This window comes from Streptomyces sp. NPDC018026 (assembly GCF_044327745.1).
In the GTDB taxonomy this organism is placed as follows: Bacteria; Actinomycetota; Actinomycetes; order Streptomycetales; family Streptomycetaceae; genus Streptomyces; species Streptomyces rubrogriseus.
Map to the genome: position 1 here is coordinate 65,380 of NZ_JBIRFY010000005.1, position 17,204 is coordinate 82,583.

Annotated in this window: 15 protein-coding genes; 4 read left to right on the forward strand and 11 right to left on the reverse strand. The window is 72.3% G+C overall.

Features of this window, described 5'->3' with window-relative positions; translation table 11 throughout:
- Nucleotides 1–59: 59 nt before the first annotated feature.
- Nucleotides 60–1,316 (reverse strand): extracellular solute-binding protein, encoded by a 1,257-nt coding sequence (locus tag ACH4D3_RS17570; RefSeq protein WP_398322923.1) that lies wholly within the window; start codon nt 1,314–1,316, stop codon nt 60–62.
- 226 nt (nt 1,317–1,542) lie between these two features.
- On the opposite strand from ACH4D3_RS17570, the gene ACH4D3_RS17575 reads away from it, so the two are divergent.
- Together ACH4D3_RS17575 and ACH4D3_RS17580 are read left to right on the forward strand one after the other, a co-directional pair.
- Complete coding sequence (locus ACH4D3_RS17575) at nt 1,543–2,388, forward strand: GntR family transcriptional regulator (protein WP_398322925.1); 846 nt, start codon at nt 1,543–1,545, stop codon at nt 2,386–2,388.
- A gap of 215 nt (nt 2,389–2,603) precedes the next feature.
- A complete protein-coding gene (locus tag ACH4D3_RS17580; RefSeq protein ID WP_398322927.1) occupies nt 2,604–4,025 on the forward strand; it encodes a Gfo/Idh/MocA family protein in 1,422 nt (473 codons plus the stop codon).
- A gap of 36 nt (nt 4,026–4,061) precedes the next feature.
- Here ACH4D3_RS17580 and ACH4D3_RS17585 read toward each other — a convergent pair whose 3' ends face one another.
- A complete protein-coding gene (locus ACH4D3_RS17585) occupies nt 4,062–4,814 on the reverse strand; it encodes a hypothetical protein (RefSeq protein ID WP_398322929.1) in 753 nt (250 codons plus the stop codon).
- A 330-nt stretch (nt 4,815–5,144) separates the two neighbouring features.
- On the opposite strand from ACH4D3_RS17585, the gene ACH4D3_RS17590 reads away from it, so the two are divergent.
- Nucleotides 5,145–5,348 carry a cold-shock protein gene (locus ACH4D3_RS17590; RefSeq protein ID WP_003978336.1) on the forward strand — a complete coding sequence of 68 codons (204 nt, stop codon included), beginning with the start codon at nt 5,145–5,147 and terminating at the stop codon, nt 5,346–5,348.
- 116 nt (nt 5,349–5,464) lie between these two features.
- On the opposite strand, the gene ACH4D3_RS17595 is transcribed toward ACH4D3_RS17590, so the two are convergent.
- The 5 genes from ACH4D3_RS17595 to ACH4D3_RS17615 form a co-directional block, all read right to left on the reverse strand.
- Entirely contained in the window at nt 5,465–6,298 is an 834-nt protein-coding gene (locus ACH4D3_RS17595; RefSeq protein WP_398322931.1) for an alpha/beta fold hydrolase, read from the reverse strand.
- A 37-nt stretch (nt 6,299–6,335) separates the two neighbouring features.
- Nucleotides 6,336–7,151 (reverse strand): SAM-dependent methyltransferase, encoded by an 816-nt coding sequence (locus ACH4D3_RS17600; protein WP_398322933.1) that lies wholly within the window; start codon nt 7,149–7,151, stop codon nt 6,336–6,338.
- A gap of 119 nt (nt 7,152–7,270) precedes the next feature.
- Nucleotides 7,271–8,005, reverse strand: coding sequence for an SDR family oxidoreductase (locus tag ACH4D3_RS17605; RefSeq protein WP_398322935.1), 735 nt, complete (start codon nt 8,003–8,005; stop codon nt 7,271–7,273).
- 175 nt (nt 8,006–8,180) lie between these two features.
- Nucleotides 8,181–8,762, reverse strand: coding sequence for a helix-turn-helix domain-containing protein (locus tag ACH4D3_RS17610; protein WP_398322937.1), 582 nt, complete (start codon nt 8,760–8,762; stop codon nt 8,181–8,183).
- A 30-nt stretch (nt 8,763–8,792) separates the two neighbouring features.
- Entirely contained in the window at nt 8,793–9,377 is a 585-nt protein-coding gene (locus ACH4D3_RS17615; RefSeq protein WP_398322939.1) for a TetR/AcrR family transcriptional regulator, read from the reverse strand.
- 136 nt (nt 9,378–9,513) lie between these two features.
- On the opposite strand from ACH4D3_RS17615, the gene ACH4D3_RS17620 reads away from it, so the two are divergent.
- Complete coding sequence (locus ACH4D3_RS17620; protein WP_398322941.1) at nt 9,514–10,251, forward strand: SDR family oxidoreductase; 738 nt, start codon at nt 9,514–9,516, stop codon at nt 10,249–10,251.
- A 13-nt stretch (nt 10,252–10,264) separates the two neighbouring features.
- Here the strand turns inward: ACH4D3_RS17620 and narI are convergent, their stop codons facing one another.
- From narI to ACH4D3_RS17640, 4 genes are read right to left on the reverse strand one after another with little or no spacing between them, the layout of a single operon-like run.
- Nucleotides 10,265–11,023, reverse strand: coding sequence for a respiratory nitrate reductase subunit gamma (gene narI, locus ACH4D3_RS17625; RefSeq protein ID WP_398322943.1), 759 nt, complete (start codon nt 11,021–11,023; stop codon nt 10,265–10,267).
- A complete protein-coding gene (gene narJ / locus ACH4D3_RS17630) occupies nt 11,020–11,856 on the reverse strand; it encodes a nitrate reductase molybdenum cofactor assembly chaperone (protein WP_398322945.1) in 837 nt (278 codons plus the stop codon). The genes narI and narJ overlap by 4 nt, the downstream gene beginning before the upstream one ends.
- On the reverse strand, nt 11,853–13,400 hold the full coding sequence (gene narH, locus ACH4D3_RS17635; protein WP_398322947.1) for a nitrate reductase subunit beta: 1,548 nt from the start codon (nt 13,398–13,400) through the stop codon (nt 11,853–11,855). Before narH ends, narJ begins: the two co-directional genes overlap by 4 nt.
- 1 nt (nt 13,401) lies before the next feature.
- The gene (locus ACH4D3_RS17640; RefSeq protein WP_398322949.1) at nt 13,402–17,100 is read right to left on the reverse strand and encodes a nitrate reductase subunit alpha; all 3,699 of its coding nucleotides are present in this window, start codon (nt 17,098–17,100) and stop codon (nt 13,402–13,404) included.
- Nucleotides 17,101–17,204: the final 104 nt, after the last annotated feature.

A 17,204-nucleotide genomic window follows, 5' to 3' on the forward strand; every position in this document is an offset into this window, starting at 1 on the left:
TGGTCTCGTGGTCGTGGTCGTGGTCGTGGTCGTGGTCGTGGGGCCGGGGGCGGTGGGGGTCAGGAGTCGCCGCCCAGCGTCTCGGTGATGGTCCGGGAGGCCTCGGCGGCCGCGGACGCGGCGTCCTCGCCGGTGAGTACGGCCGTCATGTACTCCTTGATCGGGTTCTTGGCCTCGACCGCCGCCCACTGGGGCGTGTTGGGCGTGGCGTGTCCGTTCACGGCGCCGGCCGCCATGGCCGCGGTGCCCGGGTCGTCGGCGACCGCGCCCGCCAGGGTGGTCTTGTTCGGTACGTAGCTCATGGCGACGGCGAGCTTCTTCTGCCAGGCGTCACCGGTCAGTTCGCGGATGAGCGTGAACGCCTCCTCCTGGTGGGCGGCGACGGCCGGGACGACCAGGTCGGAGCCGCCGGTGAAGACGGCGCCCGGACCGTCGGCGGTCTTGCCGGGGACCGGGAAGAAGCCGAGCTTTCCCTTGAGTTCCGGGTTCTTCTCCTCGATGACCTTGGCCCCGCCCGGCACGGCGACGATCTGGGCGACCTGCCCCTTGGCCATCACCTCCGCCTGCGGCGGCCGGGCCTCGTCCGAGTCCTTGGGGCCCTTGCCCAGGGCCTGGAGACGCCGGTAGAAGTCCATGGCGCGCAGCGCCCCGGGGCTGTCGAGGCCGCCCTTCCACCCGCCGCCGGACTTCACGGCCAGGTCGCCGCCCTCGTCCCAGACGAACCCGGACAGCACGTACCAGTTCTGCCCCGGCAGGTAGATGCCCTGGGTCCCGCCCGTGTTCAGCTTGCGGGTGGCGGCGATCCACTGGTCCCTGGTCCGGATCCGGGCGGGATCGATCCCGGCCTTCTCGAACAGGTCGGTGCGGTGGATGACCACCCGGTTGGCCGCGTAGTAGGGAATGCCGTACTGCTTGCCGTCGTACGACCCGGGCTTCGCGAGCCCCTCCAGCCAGTCGCCGCCGCCGAGTTCCGCGACGCGGTCCGAGAAGTCGGTCAGGCCGCCGCTCTGCGCGTACTGGGCGACCTGGGTGTTGCCGACCTCGATGACGTCCGGGGCGTCGTTGCTGGCCAGGGCGGCGGTCACCTTCTCGCCTATGCCCTCCCACTCCTGGATCTGGATCTTCACGTCGATCCCGGGGTGGGCCTTCTCGAAGCCCGTCTCGAACTCCTTCTGGAACTGGGCCGAGACACTGTCACGCATGAGCCAGACGTCGAGGGCGGTCCTGCCGTCCCCAGCGCCGCCGGACGAGGAGCAGGCGACGAGCCCGGAGCCGAGCACCAGCGTGGAGAGCAGGGCGAGCGAACGGTACTTCACGGTTCACCTCTGGGAGAGCTGGAAGGGACGACGCACCCGCACTTGACCAGTAAGGGGCGCAGGACTTACCAGTCGGCGTTGGTCGAAGGTGGCATGGACCAATGAGGGCGTCAACCCCTCACGTATGTACGGGCTTTCGGCCGATCGGACGCGGGAAGTGGCTGGTTCACGTCCGAGGTGGACAGGTAAGCTCGGCTGACCAGCAGACCAGTCACGGGAGTAGTGCATGGAGATCGACGCCGCCGCCTCCGGTGCGGTGCTCAAGCGGGAGCGCGTCCGCGACGCAATCCTGGAACTCGTCGAGGACCGGCGCCCCGGCGACGCGATTCCCTCGGAGCGCACCCTGTGCGCCGAACTGGGCGTGTCCCGCCCGACGTTGCGGGCAGCGGTCGACGAACTGGTGGTCGCCGGACTGCTGGTGCGCGAGCACGGCCGGGGCATGTTCGTCGCCGCCGAGAAGATCACCCAGGAACTGGTCTCAGACCGCCGGGCCTTGAGCCTTCCGCAGGCCGCCGGCGCCTGGACCAGCAGGCTCCTGGAGGTCCGCACCCTGCCCGCGGGCGCCCGGGTGGGGCGCAAGCTGCGCATGTCGCCGGCGGCGCAGATCCACTACGTGGCACGTCTTCGGCTGGTCGACGGCTCACCCATGGCCATCGAGTACCTGCACGTGCCGGCCGACCTCGTCTCGGACCTGACCAGTGAGGAACTGGAGCAGGGGGACCTGTACGAGCACCTGGTCGAGCGGCACGACGTGCGGGTCAGCGAGGCCGTGCAGTCCATCGAACCCACCGTGGTCACCCGCGCCGAGGCCGACCTGCTCGACGTGCCCGAACTCTCCCCGGCGCTGCTCTTCGAGCGCCTGACCACCGACACCCGGGGCCGGCCCGTGGAGTACGTGCACTCCCTCTACCGGGGCGACCGCTACCGGATCGTCTCCCGGCTCACCCTGGGCCCGCGCGACCAGGCACCGCCTTCCGACGAGGGGCACCACCCGGGCATCCCGCCGGGGGACTTCACCACCAAGGACCCCGTCACCCTCTCGACACGCGGGGTGGTGCAGGACGGGATGTAGCGGCACCTCGGGTAAGCGGAAAGACGCGGAACGACGCGGAACGGCGAGGAGCTGCGCGGAAGTGCGCGGAAGTGCTCGGAACTGCTTTGTATCGAGCACGTATTGACATGTCACGGCTGAAGTCGCAGAGTCATGCCCCGAAAGTGTTCGACAGCCCGACGTTGCCCGACCGCGCCCCGACCGTGATGCGAACCGCCACGAGGAGTGTTGCCGTCATGTCCAAAACGCCCGCTGTCTCACGCCGACTGCTCCTGGGCTCCGCCGCCGCCTCCGGCGCCCTCGCGACCGGTATCGGGGCCGCCGCCCCCGCCGCGTCGGCGGCCGGGCAGGCGCCCCGCCGCAGGCCCGGCCAGAAGTCGATGATCGGCGTGCCCTTCGCCGCCCACACAACCGTGCGCGTCGCGGTCGTCGGCCTCGGCAACCGGGGCAGCGGCATGATCACCGGCTGGTCGGCCGTGCCCGGCTGCACCGTGACCGCCGTCTGCGACATCCGCGCCGACCGGGCCGGGCGCGCCGCCGACCGACTGGAGAGCAAGGGAAACCCGCGCCCCGCCGAGTACGGCGGCTCGGCCGACTCCTACGCCCGGATGCTCCGCCGCGACGACATCGACCTCGTGTACATCGCCACGCCCTGGGAGTTCCACTACGAGCACGGCCGGGCCGCGCTGCTCAGCGGCCGGCACGCCGTCGTGGAACTGCCCATCGCGACGGAACTGCGCCAGCTGTGGGACCTCGTCGACACCTCCGAGCGCACCCGCAGACACCTGCTCCTGTCCGAGAACTGCAACTACGGCCGCAACGAACTGGCCATGCTGAAGGCGGCGCACGACGGCCTGTTCGGAGACCTCACCAACGGCCACGGCGGCTACCTGCACGACCTGCGCGAACTGCTCTTCTCGGACACCTACTACACCGACTCCTGGCGACGGCTGTGGCACACCCGCAGCACCGCCTCCTTCTACCCCATGCACGGTCTAGCCCCGATCGCGGCGGCCATGGACGTCAACCGCGGCGACCGCATGACCACCCTGCGCGCCACCACGACGGCCCCGAAGGGGCTGGCCGACTACCGGGCCCGCTTCGTCCCCCGGGACCACCCGTCCTGGAAGGAGACCTACATCAACGGTGACCTGGTCACCTGCCTGATCGAGACGGCGCGGGGCAGGACGATCAGGGCGGAGCACGACGTGAGTTCGCCCCGGCCCTACAGCCGGATCAACACCCTCGCGGGCAGCCGCGGCATCGTCGAGGACTACGCCGGTCCCGCCCCGACCGGCGCCCGCATCTACGTCGAGCCCGACCACGGCGGCCACACCTGGCGCGACTTCGAGGGCTACCGCAAGGAGTACGACCACTGGCTGTGGCAGAAGGTCGGAGACGACGCCGCGAACAACGGCGGCCACGGCGGCATGGACTACGTCCTGCAGTGGCGCACCGTCCAGCTGATGCGCGCAGGGCTGGTTCCGGACATCGACGTCTACGACTCGGCCGCCTGGTGCTCGCCCGTCCCGCTCAGCGTCACGTCGCTGGCCAGGGGCGGCCGCCCCGTCGAGATACCGGACTTCACCCGGGGCGCCTGGAGCGGGCGCAGGCCCGGCCTCGACTCGGCGCCCACCGACATGCCGCCGGTCGGCTGAACCGGCCGCACGGGCCGTCGCGCCCCGCGTGAGGCGCTATCGCGCCAGGACCTCCTCCGGGCCCATGACGACGACCGGCTCCTTGTCCGGGTCCAGGGCGGTCAGCAGGGCGCGCATGTGCTCCTCGCTCAGGGACACGCAGGCGTTGGTCGGCCCGTCGTGGTCCACGTGGATCCAGACCCCGCCGCCCTCGTCCTCGCCCAGGGGGCGGGTCTTGTCCAGCGGGGTGGTGCCGGGCACCCGGTTGTAGTCGATGGCGACCACGTAGTCGAACGACCCCTCCAGGGGTTCGCCCAGGTACCCGGTGCCCGACACGGAGAACTCCGGGTCCTCGTCGTAGGGGAGCCGGGTGCCCGGGTCGGGCAGCCTGCCGCCGGCGTCACTGAGGCCGAAGACGCCGATGGGCGTGTGCAGGTCGCCCGCCTCGTGGTCGTCGGTCCAGCCGCGCAGGCCGTTGTGCGCGGGCCAGGGACCGGCGACCGCGCGCCAGCCCTCGGCCGGGTACTGCTCGTAGAGAACCACCTGCGCCTGAGAGGAGCTCTCGGTCTCGCCGGTGACCACGAGGGCCTGCCGGGTGCCGTCCGGGAGGCGGTCCCGCATGACCGGCCCGACCCCGGGCAGCGGGCGGGGGAAGGAGCGCGGTGGGGCCGGGCGCGGGGCCGCGGAACTCCCGGGTGCGTGCGCGTCCTGGGAAGAGGCGCCCGCGTGCTCCCGGGCGCAGCCGGTGGCCAGCACGCCGGTGCACATGGCAGCGCCGATCACCAGGGCCAGCGCTTTCCTGACGGTCATATCGATCTCCGACTCCGTGTGTGGTCTCTTCATAGCTAGACCACTTCCGGAACCGGGTTGTGCGGCCGCCTCGCCGTCTCCCCCGGATGGCGCAGCGGGGACCCGCGGGGCGGTGGCCGAGGACTCGGGTCGGCAACAAGGTTCCTGCTCGCACCCCTTACTCACTGGTGAGGCTCGGACATGCCGTGTAGCGTCAGCAGCAGATGTCGTGGTTCGCCCAGACCGCCCGCCCAGGAGTGCGGGCGGTTTGCTGTGCAATGCCGGAGGACCAGGACGACCACCTCCGGGTTCGCGCGGTGCGAATCCGATAACGGCTGAAAGGCAAAAGGCATGGCCAGCGGAACTGTCAAGTGGTTCAACTCTGAAAAGGGCTTCGGCTTCATCGCGCAGGACGGCGGGGGCCCCGACGTCTTCGCGCACTACTCCAACATCAACGCTCAGGGCTACCGCGAGCTGCAGGAAGGCCAGGCCGTGACCTTCGACATCACCCAGGGCCAGAAGGGCCCGCAGGCGGAGAACATCACCCCCGCCTGATCGGGAGATCGCCGAGCAGGGCGGGGTCCCGGGGAACGGAACGCTCGTTTCCCGGGGCCCCGCCCTGTGGCATGTCCTCCCGCGGGGCGGCATGTCCTCCCGCGGGACGAGGGGCCTCAGGGGACGCGGCGGAAGAAGTCGAGCAGGGCGGCCGTCAGCTCGGCGGGCGCGTCCTCCTGGACCAGGTGGCCCGCGTGGGCGATCGGCTCCCACCGGGAACCGGGGACGAGACCGGCCAGTTCGCGTCCCCTGGCCACGGGGATCCAGGCGTCGTCCTCGCCCCAGCAGATCAGCGTCGGGACGTCGATGCCGGTGTACCGGTCCTGGATCTCGTCCGTGTACCGCTGGTCCGCCTGGGCGATCTGCCGGTAGAAGGCCGGCTGCCCCGTTTCGCCCAGCCAGGGCTCGACCAGCCGGTCCAGGACCGCCGGGTGCAGTCCCGGACCGCCGGTGGAACCGACGTACTCGCGCACCAGCGCCCGGTGCAGCGCTTCGGGCAGTTGCTCGAAGACCTCGGCGTGGTCGCGGACCAGCCGGAAGAACGGCGACCCCCAGGGTGCCAGCGCGACCGGGTCGACCAGGGCGAGCGCCCGGTACCGGGCACCGTGCAGCAGATGCGCCCGCAGGGCGACGGCACCCCCGAAGTCGTGGGCGGCCACCAGGGGCTCCTCCAGCCCCCAGTGCTCCAGCAGCTCCGCGAAGACCCGGCCCTGCGCGGCCAGCGACACGTCCTGCCCGGCGCTCTTCTCCGACAGTCCGTAGCCGGGCATGTCCCAGACGAACACCTGGTGGTCGCGCCCCAGCGAGCGGGCCACCGCGCGCCAGACGTACGAGGAGAAGGGCGTGCCGTGCAGCAGGACCAGGGGGCGCCCGTCCGGGGCGCCCAGCCGGTTCCAGCGGACGGTGCCCGAACCGCCGGTGAACGCTTCGGGCAACGGCCATGCGGACATGGTGCGGGTTCCTCTCGCTCCGGCGCGGGTCAGGACGTCACGGCTTGCGGGCGAGTCCGCCGTGCTCGCCGATGAGCCCGGGGTCCTCGTCGTCCGCGTCCGGGCGCCACCGGGTCACCGGGACCACGCCGGGCTCCACCAGCTCCAGTCCGTCGAAGAACGCCGTGATCTGGTCGACGGTGCGCAGGATGTACGGAGCGGCACCGCTCGCGTTGTAGCCGTCCTGGGCCCGGTCGAACTCGGGGTCGATGCCGCGCGAGCCGTCGTTGATCGAGAGGTAGCTGCCGGACGGCAGGGCGTCGACGAGCCGGGCGGCGACGGAGCGTGCCCGGTCGTAGTCGGGGATGTGGCCCAGGATGTTGCTGAGGATCAGCGCGATGGGCCGGTCGAAGTCCAGCGTCCGGGCGGCCGCCTCGAGGACGGTGTCGGGGTCGAGCACGTCCGAGTCGATGTACGCGGTCGCGCCCTCGGGCGTGGAGTACAGCAGCGCGCGGGCGTGGGCGAGGACCATCGGGTCGTTGTCGACGTAGACGATCCGGCTCTCGGGCGCGATGCGCTGGGCGACCTCGTGGGTGTTGTCGGCGGTCGGCAGCCCGGTGCCGATGTCGAGGAACTGCCGGATGCCCGCCTCGGCGACCAGGTGGGTGATGTTGCGGCGCAGGAAGGCGCGGCTGCTGCGGGCGACGGTGACGATGCCGGGGAAGACGGCGGTGTACGCGTCGCCCGCCTGCTCGTCGACCGGGTAGTTGTCCTTCCCGCCCAGCCAGTAGTTCCAGATCCGGGCCGAGTGCGGCACGGACGTGTCGATCTTCTGCTGCGCGGTGTGGCCGGGAGTCGTCGAGGGGTCGCTCATGGGTGCGGTCCGTCTTTCAGCCGAGGCGTGGGTGCTTGCCCACAACCTACGTCGCAACGGCCCCTTTCTGTACACCGGTTAACCGACGGGCCCGGACGCGACCGGGCCCGTCGGGACGTCTACTGCGCACTGGCGGACGGGCGCACCACGATCTCGTTCACGTCCACCTCGGCGGGCCGGGAGACGGCGAAGGCGATGGCGTCGGCGATCGCGGACGCCGGAACGGCCACCGAGCGGTAGGACTTCATGTCCTCGCGCGCACGCGGGTCGGAGATGGAGTCGGCCAGCTCCGACTCGGTGACGCCCGGGGAGACCACACTGACCCGGATGTCCCCGGCCGACTCCTGGCGCAGCCCCTCGGACAGGGCGCGCACGGCGAACTTGGTCGCACAGTAGACGGCGGCGGTCGGCACCACCTCGTACGCGCCGACCGACGCGATGTTCACGACGTGCCCGCCGCCCTGCGCCCGCATGACCGGCAGGGCGGCCGCGATGCCGTGCAGCACGCCGCGGACGTTCACGTCGAGCATCCGGTCCCACTCGGCCACCTTCAGTTCCGAGAGCGGCGAGAGCGGCATCACGCCCGCGTTGTTGACCATCACGTCCACTCGGCCCCAGCGTTCGACCGCGGCCGACACGAACGCCCGTACGTCGGCGGCGTCGGTGACGTCGAGCCGCCGGAAGCCCGCGGTGCCGCCGTCCGCGGCGATCCGCGCGGCCAGCTTCTCCAGGCGCTCGGTGCGGCGCGCGCCCAGGAACACCCGGTGGCCGTCGGCGGCCAGGCGCAGGGCCGTCGCCTCACCGATCCCGCTGCTCGCGCCGGTCACCAGGACGACCTTGGAGGTCTGCGTCATGACGATGTCCTTCCGATGGATGGTCCCGCATCTGCTGCGCCGAGTCTGTACGGGACATCGGGGACGCACCAGGACGGTCCCCGCCTGGGTGCGGCACACCCCGGCAACGCGGGACGACGACGTCCGGACGACGCTGCTCCGCCCGCCCGGCGTGCGGGGCGGCCGGGCCGGGTGGCTAACCGACGTTCGCGGCGCCCCGTGCGGACAGAGTGCGGAGCACCTCGAAGCACTCGGCGAGCAGGGGCCGCAGCGGTCGCTCCCGGCCCCCGTCGATCCAGCGCCGGAAGGCGACCTTGAGCACCGCGATCGCCGACTCGGCGGTCAGCTCCGCCGCCGGTTCCTCCACACCGCGCCCGCGCAGCGCGGCGGCGAGCGCGCCGGACAGGGACGCGAGCTTGATCAGCTCCCGCTCCCGCAGCTCCGCGTTGGCGTCGATGACGCCCTGCCGCAGGCCGACCAGGTCACCGCGCTCCTCGAAGACGCCCGCCGCGGCGTCGAGTGCGGCGGCCACCGCCTCCATCGGGCTCGCCGTCGCGGGCGCCGCCGCGACGGCGCCCACGCACAGCTCCTCCAGCCTGCCGGACCCGGCGAAGAGGACCTCCCGCTTGTCGGCGAAGTGCCGGAAGAACGTCCGCTCCGTCAGCCCCGCACGCTTGGTGATCTCGGCCACCGGCGTCTGCTCGTAGCCGCGCTCCACGTACAGCTCCAGCGCCGCCTGCTCCAGGCGGCCGCGCGCGTTCGGCTCCCATCGACCCATGCCGCGGAGTCTACGTGAGGGCAGGCACTGTCATGCGGGGTGCGGTGCCGTGGGGCGCAGGCCGTCCAGCACGAGGTCGAGAAGGCGTTCGGCCTGCTCGCGCTGGTCGGGGCGGGACGAGGTGAGGGCGATGCCCGCGAGGGCGGCGAACATGTCGGTCGACCTGATGTCGGACCGGATCCCACCGGCCGCGACGCCGGCGTCCATGAGGGCCGTCAGGGCGGACTGGATCAGCTGCCGGCTGTCGCCGTAGGGATCGCCGCCCGAGGCGACGACGGCCCGCAGGGCGTCCGCCATCCCGAGCTTCGCCGTGGCGTAGTCGATGAAGCGGCGGGTCCACGCGCGCAGCGCCTCGGCCGGGGGCAGCTGGGCCAGCAGGCCGGGCACGGAGTCGCACAGTCGCGCCACCTCGTTGCGGTACGCCGCCTCGATCAGGGCCTCGCGGGTGGGGAAGTTCCGGTAGAGGGTGCCGCTGCCGACGCCCGCCTCCCTGGCGATGCGCTCGAGGTGCGCGTCCAGCCCCTCCTCGCTGAACACCCGCACGGCGGCGGCCAGGATCTTGTCCCGGTTGCGCTGTGCGTCGGCCCTCAGCGGCCGTTTCGTGGCGTCGGACATGGGCGGCCCTCTCCTCGTCGCCGGTTGCTAAGTGGAGGCGTCCCCGCTTACTGTGGCGGAAGTGGCGGCGCCTCCACTTTCACTCTAGGGCACGACACAGCTCTGCCCATGTCCCCGTCCGGAAGGACTGCCCAACATGTCGGGAATCGAAGGCAAGGTCGTGGCGATCACCGGTGCCAGCGGCGGCATCGGCGAGGTGAGCGCCCTCCTGCTCGCCGAGCGCGGCGCCAAGGTCGTGCTCGGGGCGCGCCGCCCGGAGCGTCTGGAGGACCTGGCCCGGCGCATCGGCGAGAGCGGAGGGGAGGCGGCCTGGATCCGTACGGACGTGACCCGCCGCGAAGACCTCGCCGCACTCGTCGACCTGGCCCGCGAACGCTTCGGCCGGCTCGACGTCCTCGTCGGCAACGCCGGCGTCGGCCTGATCTCACCCCTGGACGAACTCCGCGTCGCGGACTGGGAGCGGATGATCGACGTCAACCTGAAGGGCGTCCTGTACGGCATCGCCGAGGCCCTGCCCGTCTTCCGGGAACAGGGCTCCGGCCACTTCGTCAACATCGTCTCCACCGCCGGACTGCGCATCAGCCCGCTCATGTCGGTCTACGCCGGGACGAAGAACGCGGTGCGCACCGTGTCGGAGGGGCTGCGCCAGGAGGCCGGTGACAGCCTGCGGGTCACCGTGGTCTCACCGGGATTCGTCCACACGGACTTCGCGGACGGCATCCCGGACGCCGGGGCCAGGGCCCGGACCCTCGACACCAGGGACCGGATCGCCATCCCGCCGCAGGCCGTGGCCCGCGCGGTCGCCTTCGCCGTCGAGCAGCCCGACGGCGTCGACGTGGGCGACATCGTGGTCCGTCCCACCGCACAGGACTAGCCCGTTCACCGGACTAGCTACCGGTCGTCGAGCGGGTCCGTGAGGCCCGTGCCGGGGTGGCGCGGCGCCGGTAGACCAGATAGGGGCGGACCAGGTATCCGACCGGTGCGCTCCAGACGTGCACCAGCCGGGTGAACGGCCAGGCGGCGAAGAGCAGGCAGGCGCTCAGCGCGTGCAGCCGGAAGAGCAGCGGGGCGTCGGCGATCGCCTCCGGCCGGGGCTCGAGCGCGAACAGCCCGCGGAACCAGACCGACACCGTGCCCCGGTAGTCGTAGCCGCCGCCGAAGACGTTGTGCGCGGCGGTCGCGGAGATGCCCAGCAGCACGGTCAGGGACAGCAGCGGGAACAGCACCTTGTCGCTGCGGTCGGTGCCCAGCCGGATCCGCCGGGACAGCAGCCGCCGAGCGCACAGCATGCCCAGCCCCGCGACCATCGCCACGCCCGCCACCGAACCGGCCCACACCGCACCCATGTGGTACAGGTGCTCGTCGACGCCCACGGCCTCTGTCCAGGAGGCGGGCACGGCCAGCCCCACCACGTGACCGGCGATCACCATGAACGCCCCCAGGTGGAACAGCGGGCTGCCCCAGCGCAGCCACCGGTGCTCCAGGAGCTGACTGGTGCGCGACGTCCAGCCGAACTGGTCCTGCCGGTAGCGCCACACGTGCCCGGCCGCGAACACGGCGAGACAGACGTAGGGGACGGCGACCCACAGGAAGAGATCGGCTCCGGACACCGACGCGGCGGCGTGGGGCGAGGAGGCGGTGTTCATGAACGTCCTTCGGGGCGGGGGCCGTCCGCGGTGCGCGGGGCCCGGGTGGGCGGGGCGGCCGTCGGCGGCACGAAGGCGGACGTCGGGGCGAACTCGCCGTCCCCGTAGGCCGGGTGGCCGTGACCCGCCCCGTGACCTGCTCCGTGGGCGGCTCCGTATGGATCGAGGCCCACTTCCTCCTCGGGCGGCCCCTCCGCGGCGAGCTTCGCCACTGCCGCCCGGTCCGCGTCGGTCGCGGGCGGCAACAGGCCGAGCAGCGCCGACAGCAGGTGCCGGTACGGGGAGCCGGACTCGGTCAGCGCGTGCCGGATCAGCTCCAGCCCGCGCCGGTGCATCCGCAGCGGCGCCTCGCCCGCGCCGGGACCGGCCAGCGCGGCGAACTCCAGCACGACGGGCAGGTGGTCGGGCAGCTCCGCGCCGTCGGTGTCCCACCCGGCGGCCCGGTAGCGCCGGGCCAGGGTGAGCAGGGCCATGCCCCGGCGCCGGGTGTCGCCGTGCAGGTAGTAGGTGAGGTACAGGCTGCTCCGGCGGCGCAGGTCGAAGGTCTCGACGTAGTGCCGGGCGAGCGCGTCGGTCTCCTGGGCGGTGAACCAGTCCATGAAGGCGTTCAGTTCCGCGGCGGCCGGCGACCGGGGCAGAGCCGCGACGGCGGACGCCAACCGCGGCCGGTGCGCCGCCAGTTCCTCGTCCGGGTACTGCGACAGCAGCGACAGCAGACGCAGCACCAGCGCACGTTCCTCCGCCTCCCGTGGGGACATCGGAGCCCGGCGCCGGACGGCCGCGCGGACCCGGGTGCGGACGATGGCGGGGACGGTGGTGGGCAGCGGGCTCATGCGGGGCCTTCCGTCGAGGTGCGGCGCAGGGTGGGCATGCCGAGGGCGACCCTGCCGCCGGACGGAGCACCGGCCGACTCCACGGGGCAGCCGCTCTCCAGGGCACTGAGCGCGGCCGCGTCCTCCTTGTGCGCGGCCGGAACGACGTAGCGGTCGGCGTACTTCGCCACCGCCAGCAGCCGGTGCAGGTCCCGGGCCTCGGCGGCGTCCAGCCCGACCGCGCCGAGCGCCGCCTCGTCCCCGTCCTCGCCGAGGGACACGGCGCGCATGTACGAGCGCAGCGCGGTCAGTTTCATCAGCACCCCGCCCACCACGTCCGTGTCCCCGGCCGTGAACAGGCTCGCCAGGTATTCGAGAGGGATGCGCAGCCGGGTCACCGCCGCGAACACGTGGTCCGGGTCGTCCTGGTCGCCGCCCGCCACGGTGACGGCGTCCAGGACGGGGGAGAGCGGCGGCACGTACCAGACCATCGGCAGGGTGCGGTACTCCGGATGCAGGGGCAGCGCCACCTTGTACCGCGCGACCAGGTCGTACACCGGCGAGCGGCGGGCCGCCGCCAGCCAGTCCTCCGGGATGCCGGACGCCCGCGCCGCCGCGATCACCTCGGGATCGCGCGGGTCCAGGAATACACCGCGCTGGGCGTCGAGGAGGTCCTGCTCGTCCGGGGTCGCCGCCGCCTCGCCCACCCGGTCGGCGTCGTACAGCAGCAGGCCCAGGTAGCGCAGCCGGCCGACGCAGGTCTCCGAGCAGACGGTGGGCTGGCCCGCCTCGATGCGCGGGAAGCAGAACGTGCACTTCTCGGCCTTGCCGGTGGCGTGGTTGACGTACACCTTCTTGTACGGACAGGCCGTCACGCACATCCGCCAGCCCCGGCAGCGGTCCTGGTCGACCAGGACGATGCCGTCCTCCACCCGCTTGTACATCGCGCCGGACGGACAGGCCGACACACAGGCCGGGTTGAGGCAGTGCTCGCACAGCCGCGGGAGGTGGAAGAGGAAGGTCTGCTCGAACTCGAAGCGGACCTTCTCGGCCCACTCCCCGCTCAGGTTGGGGTCGCCGCCCGCGTGCTCCGGCGCACCGCCCAGACCGTCCTCCCAGTTGGCGCCCCAGGTGATGGCGGCGGGCCGGCCGGTCAGCACCGAGCGCGGCCGGGCGACCGGCAGGTCGGGTCCTGCGGGGGCGCTCACCAGGTTGTCGTAGTCGTAGGTCACCGGCTCGTAGTAGTCCTCGATGACCGGCAGGTCCGGGTTGGAGAACAGGGACAGCAGCCGCCTGACCCGGCCGCCCGAGCGCAGCACCAGCCGCCCCCGGCGGTCCAGGGTCCAGCCGCCCTTCCACTTCTCCTGGTCCTCGTAGCGGCGCGGATAGCCGATGCCCGGCTTGGTCTCCACGTTGTTGAACCAGGCGTACTCGACGCCGGTGCGGTTGGTCCAGGTCTGCTTGCAGGTCACCGAACAGGTGTGGCACCCGATGCACTTGTCGAGGTTCATCACCATGGCGATCTGCGCCATCACCCGTCCGACGGTGGCTTCGCCACGGGGCATGTCAGTACTCCACTCGCTGGCTTCGGCGGCGGATCACGGTGACCTCGTCGCGCTGGTTGCCGGTCGGCCCGTAGTAGTTGAAGGCGTAGGTCAGCTGGGCGTGGCCGCCGGCCAGGTGCGTGGGCTTGAGCAGCAGCCGGGTCAGCGAGTTGTGCATACCGCCGCGCCTGCCGCTGATCTCGGTCTTCGGCACGTTCACGGTCCGGTCCTGGGCGTGGTACATGTACACCGTGCCCTCGGGCATCCGGTGGGTGACCACCGCACGGGCCGCCACCACGCCGTTGCGGTTGTAGGCCTCGACCCACTCGTTGTCCCGGACGCCGATCCGCTCCGCGTCGGCCGTGGACATCCAGATCGCCGGGCCGCCCCGGGACAGGTCGAGCATGTACTTGTTGTCCTGGTAGTTGGAGTGGATGGACCACTTCGAGTGCGGGGTCAGGTAGCGGACGGTGACCTCGGCCCGGCCGTCCTCGTGCAGGTGCTCGTCGCCGTAGTGCCCGATCGCGTGCAGCGGAGGCCGGTAGACGGGCAGTTGCTCGCCCAGCTCGGCCATCCAGTCGTGCTGGACGAAGAAGTGCTGGCGGCCGGTGAGGGTGTGCCAGGGCTTCTTGTGCTCGACGTTGATGACGAACGGCGAGTAGCGGCGCCCGCCGGCCTCCGAGCCCGACCACTCGTAGGACGTGATCACCGAGCGGGGCTGGGTGCGGGTGTCGGCGAAGGTGATCCGCTCGGCCTCGCGCTCGGCGGCCAGCTCCACCAGGCCCTCGCTGCCGGTCTGCCGCTCCAGCTCCCGGAAACCCTCCGTCGCCAGGCGGCCGTTGGTGGTGCCGGACAGGGCGAGGATCGCCTCGCACATGTCGGACGCGGTGGCCAGCGAGGGGCGCCCGGCGCCCGCCCCCTCGCGCACGGTGCCGCAGCGGTGCCGCAACTCCTCGACCTCCCGGTCGGGGTGGACGGTGACGCCCTTCGTGGTCGTGCCGAGGGTGTCCAGGAGCGGGCCGACGGCGCGGATCTTCTGCGCGACGGCCGCGTAGTCCCGCTCGACCACGACCAGCCTCGGCATCGTCCGCCCCGGCACCGGCTCGCACTCACCGGCCCGCCAGTCGCGCACCACGCCGCCCGGCTGGGCGAGTTCGTCCGGGGTGTCGTGCTGCAACGGCACCGCGAGCACGTCGGTGCGGGTGCCCAGGTGCTCGGCCGCCAGCTCGCTGAAGCGGTCCGCGATGCCCAGGAAGGTGTCGTAGTCGGTGCGCGACTGCCACGGCGGTGCGATGGCCGGGGTGAAGGCGTGCACGAAGGGGTGCATGTCCGTACTGGACAGGTCGTCCTTCTCGTACCAGGTCGCCGCCGGCAGCACCACGTCGGACAGCAGCCCGGTCGAGGTCATCCGGAAGTCCATGGTGACCAGCAGGTCCAGCTTCCCCTCCGGCGCCCGCTCGTGCCACACGACCTCCTCGGGCCGCTGCTCCGGCGGGGTCTCGGCCGAGCGGACGGCCGCGTCGGCGCCCAGCAGATGGCGCAGGAAGTACTCGTTGCCCTTGCCCGAGGAACCCAGCAGGTTCGCCCGCCACACGGTGAGCACCCGCGGGAAGTTGGCCGGGTCGTCCGGGTCCTCGACCGCGAACCGCAGCCGTCCGGCCGTCAGCTCGCCCACGACGTGCTCGGCGACCGGGCGGCCCGCGGCGGCCGCCTCGTCGGCCAGGTCCAGCGGATTGCGGTCGAAGCCCGGATGGCCCGGCGTCCAGCCCAGGCGCACCGCCTGCGCCAGGCAGTCCGCGAAGCCCTTGCCCCGGAACCGGCCCTCCCCGAGCGGGGACGCCAACTCCTCGGGCCCGAAGGCCTCGTAGCGCCACTGGTCGGTGTTGAGGTACCAGTACGAGGTGCCCGTCATGTGCCGCGTCGGCCGCTGCCAGTCGAAGGCGAACGCCAGATGCTGGAAGCCGGTCAGCGGGCGGACCTTCTCCTGGCCGACGTAGTGCGCCCAGCCGCCGCCGTTGACGCCCTGGCAGCCGGTCATGGTGGTCAGCGCCAGGAACGCCCGGTAGATGGTGTCGGAGTGGAACCAGTGGTTGGTGCCCGCACCCATGGCGATCATCGAACGGCCGCCGGTGCGCTCGGCGTTGCGCGCGAACTCGCGGGCGATACGGGCCGCCTGCGCGGCCGGCACCGAGGTGATCGTCTCCTGCCAGGCGGGCGTGTACGGCTGGTGCGCGTCGTCGTACGAGGCGGGCCAGCTGCCCGGCAGGCCGGGCCGGGCCACCCCGTACTGGGCCAGCATCAGGTCGAAGACCGTGGTGACCTTCCGGCCGCCGATCCGCCGTACCGGGACCCCGCGCACCATGACCGAGCCGCCCTCGGTGGCGCCCTCGTCGAACCGGGGCAGCGCCACCTCCGCCATCTCCTCGGCCGTCTCCAGCAGGCTCAGCTCGGGCTCGACGCCGTCGAGGTCGAGGTTCCAGCGGCCCCGCCCGGCCTCCCCCCACCGGAAGCCGAGCGAGCCGCCGGGGACCACCGTCTCGCCGGTGGCCCCGTCCAGGAGCACCGTCTTGAACCGCGCGTGCTCCTCCTCGCCGCCGAGGTCGGCCGCGGTGAGGAAGCCGTCCGGGACCAGCCCGTGACCGCTCTCGCGCAGGGTCACCAGGAACGGTGCGTCGGTGTAGGTGCTCAGGTAGTCCCAGAAGTACGGCACCTCGCGGTCGACGAGGAACTCCCGCAGGATCACGTGCCCCATGGCCATCGCCAGCGCCCCGTCCGTGCCCGGGTGCGGGGCCAGCCACTCGTCGGCGAACTTCACGTTGTCCGCGTAGTCGGGCGAGACCGCGACGACCTTGGTGCCGTTGTAGCGGGTCTCGGTGAGGAAGTGCGCGTCCGGGGTGCGGGTCACCGGGATGTTGGAGCCCCACATCACCAGATAGCCCGCGTTCCACCAGTCCGCCGCCTCCGGCACGTCCGTCTGGTCGCCGAAGACCTGCGGGGAGGCCGGCGGCAGGTCCGCGTACCAGTCGTAGAACGACAGCAGCGTGCCGCCGATCAGGGACATGAAGCGCGAACCGGCCGCGTACGACGCCATCGACATCGCCGGGATGGGCGAGAAGCCCGCTATCCGGTCCGGGCCGTATGCCTTGACGGTGTGCACGTGCGCGGCGGCGACCAGCTCGTTGACCTCGTCCCAGTCCGCGCGCACCAGACCGCCCTTGCCGCGGGCCCGCTTGTACGCCCGCGCCTTCGCCGGGTCACCGGTGATCTCCGCCCAGGCCGCCACCGGATCGCCCAGCCGGCGCCGGGCCTCGCGCCACAACTTCAGCAGCGCGCCCCGGACATACGGGTAGCGGACCCGGCTGGGGGAGTAGGTGTACCAGGAGAACGACGCGCCGCGCGGGCAGCCGCGCGGCTCGTACTCGGGGCAGTCGGCGCCGATGGACGGGTAGTCCGTGGCCTGGTGCTCCCAGGTGATGAGGCCGTCCTTGACGTACACCATCCACGAGCAGGACCCGGTGCAGTTCACACCGTGGGTGGAGCGCACCACTTTGTCGTGCGACCAGCGGTCGCGGTAGAAGCCCTCCCAGCGTGCGTCGCCCGCGCCGAACACGGCGCGGCCGTCGGCCGACACCTCCCGGCGGGTCAGCAGCCTGCGGGCGGCCAGCGGCCAGTTCTCCGCGACGCCCGACTGCCGGCGCCGCCCCTCGCGATCGTTCTCCATGGTCCGGAACGCTAGGCCGCGCCCGCCGGGCACACCCGGGGTCGCGCGGCCCCCGCCCGCCGGGCGACCGGCCCCCTTCCCGAGCCCGGCACAGGGACCAACGG

Excerpts from the sequence above, each read along its gene's own strand:
- ACH4D3_RS17575 (WP_398322925.1), top strand. The coding sequence starts at position 1,543 with ATGGAGATCGACGCCGCCGCCTCCGGTGCGGTGCTCAAGCGGGAGCGC.
- ACH4D3_RS17580 (WP_398322927.1), top strand. The coding sequence starts at position 2,604 with ATGTCCAAAACGCCCGCTGTCTCACGCCGACTGCTCCTGGGCTCCGCC.
- ACH4D3_RS17585 (WP_398322929.1), bottom strand. The coding sequence starts at position 4,814 with ATGACCGTCAGGAAAGCGCTGGCCCTGGTGATCGGCGCTGCCATGTGC.
- ACH4D3_RS17590 (WP_003978336.1), top strand. The coding sequence starts at position 5,145 with ATGGCCAGCGGAACTGTCAAGTGGTTCAACTCTGAAAAGGGCTTCGGC.
- ACH4D3_RS17595 (WP_398322931.1), bottom strand. The coding sequence starts at position 6,298 with ATGTCCGCATGGCCGTTGCCCGAAGCGTTCACCGGCGGTTCGGGCACC.
- ACH4D3_RS17600 (WP_398322933.1), bottom strand. The coding sequence starts at position 7,151 with ATGAGCGACCCCTCGACGACTCCCGGCCACACCGCGCAGCAGAAGATC.
- ACH4D3_RS17605 (WP_398322935.1), bottom strand. The coding sequence starts at position 8,005 with ATGACGCAGACCTCCAAGGTCGTCCTGGTGACCGGCGCGAGCAGCGGG.
- ACH4D3_RS17610 (WP_398322937.1), bottom strand. The coding sequence starts at position 8,762 with ATGGGTCGATGGGAGCCGAACGCGCGCGGCCGCCTGGAGCAGGCGGCG.
- ACH4D3_RS17615 (WP_398322939.1), bottom strand. The coding sequence starts at position 9,377 with ATGTCCGACGCCACGAAACGGCCGCTGAGGGCCGACGCACAGCGCAAC.
- ACH4D3_RS17620 (WP_398322941.1), top strand. The coding sequence starts at position 9,514 with ATGTCGGGAATCGAAGGCAAGGTCGTGGCGATCACCGGTGCCAGCGGC.
- narI (WP_398322943.1), bottom strand. The coding sequence starts at position 11,023 with ATGAACACCGCCTCCTCGCCCCACGCCGCCGCGTCGGTGTCCGGAGCC.
- narJ (WP_398322945.1), bottom strand. The coding sequence starts at position 11,856 with ATGAGCCCGCTGCCCACCACCGTCCCCGCCATCGTCCGCACCCGGGTC.
- narH (WP_398322947.1), bottom strand. The coding sequence starts at position 13,400 with ATGCCCCGTGGCGAAGCCACCGTCGGACGGGTGATGGCGCAGATCGCC.
- ACH4D3_RS17640 (WP_398322949.1), bottom strand. The coding sequence starts at position 17,100 with ATGGAGAACGATCGCGAGGGGCGGCGCCGGCAGTCGGGCGTCGCGGAG.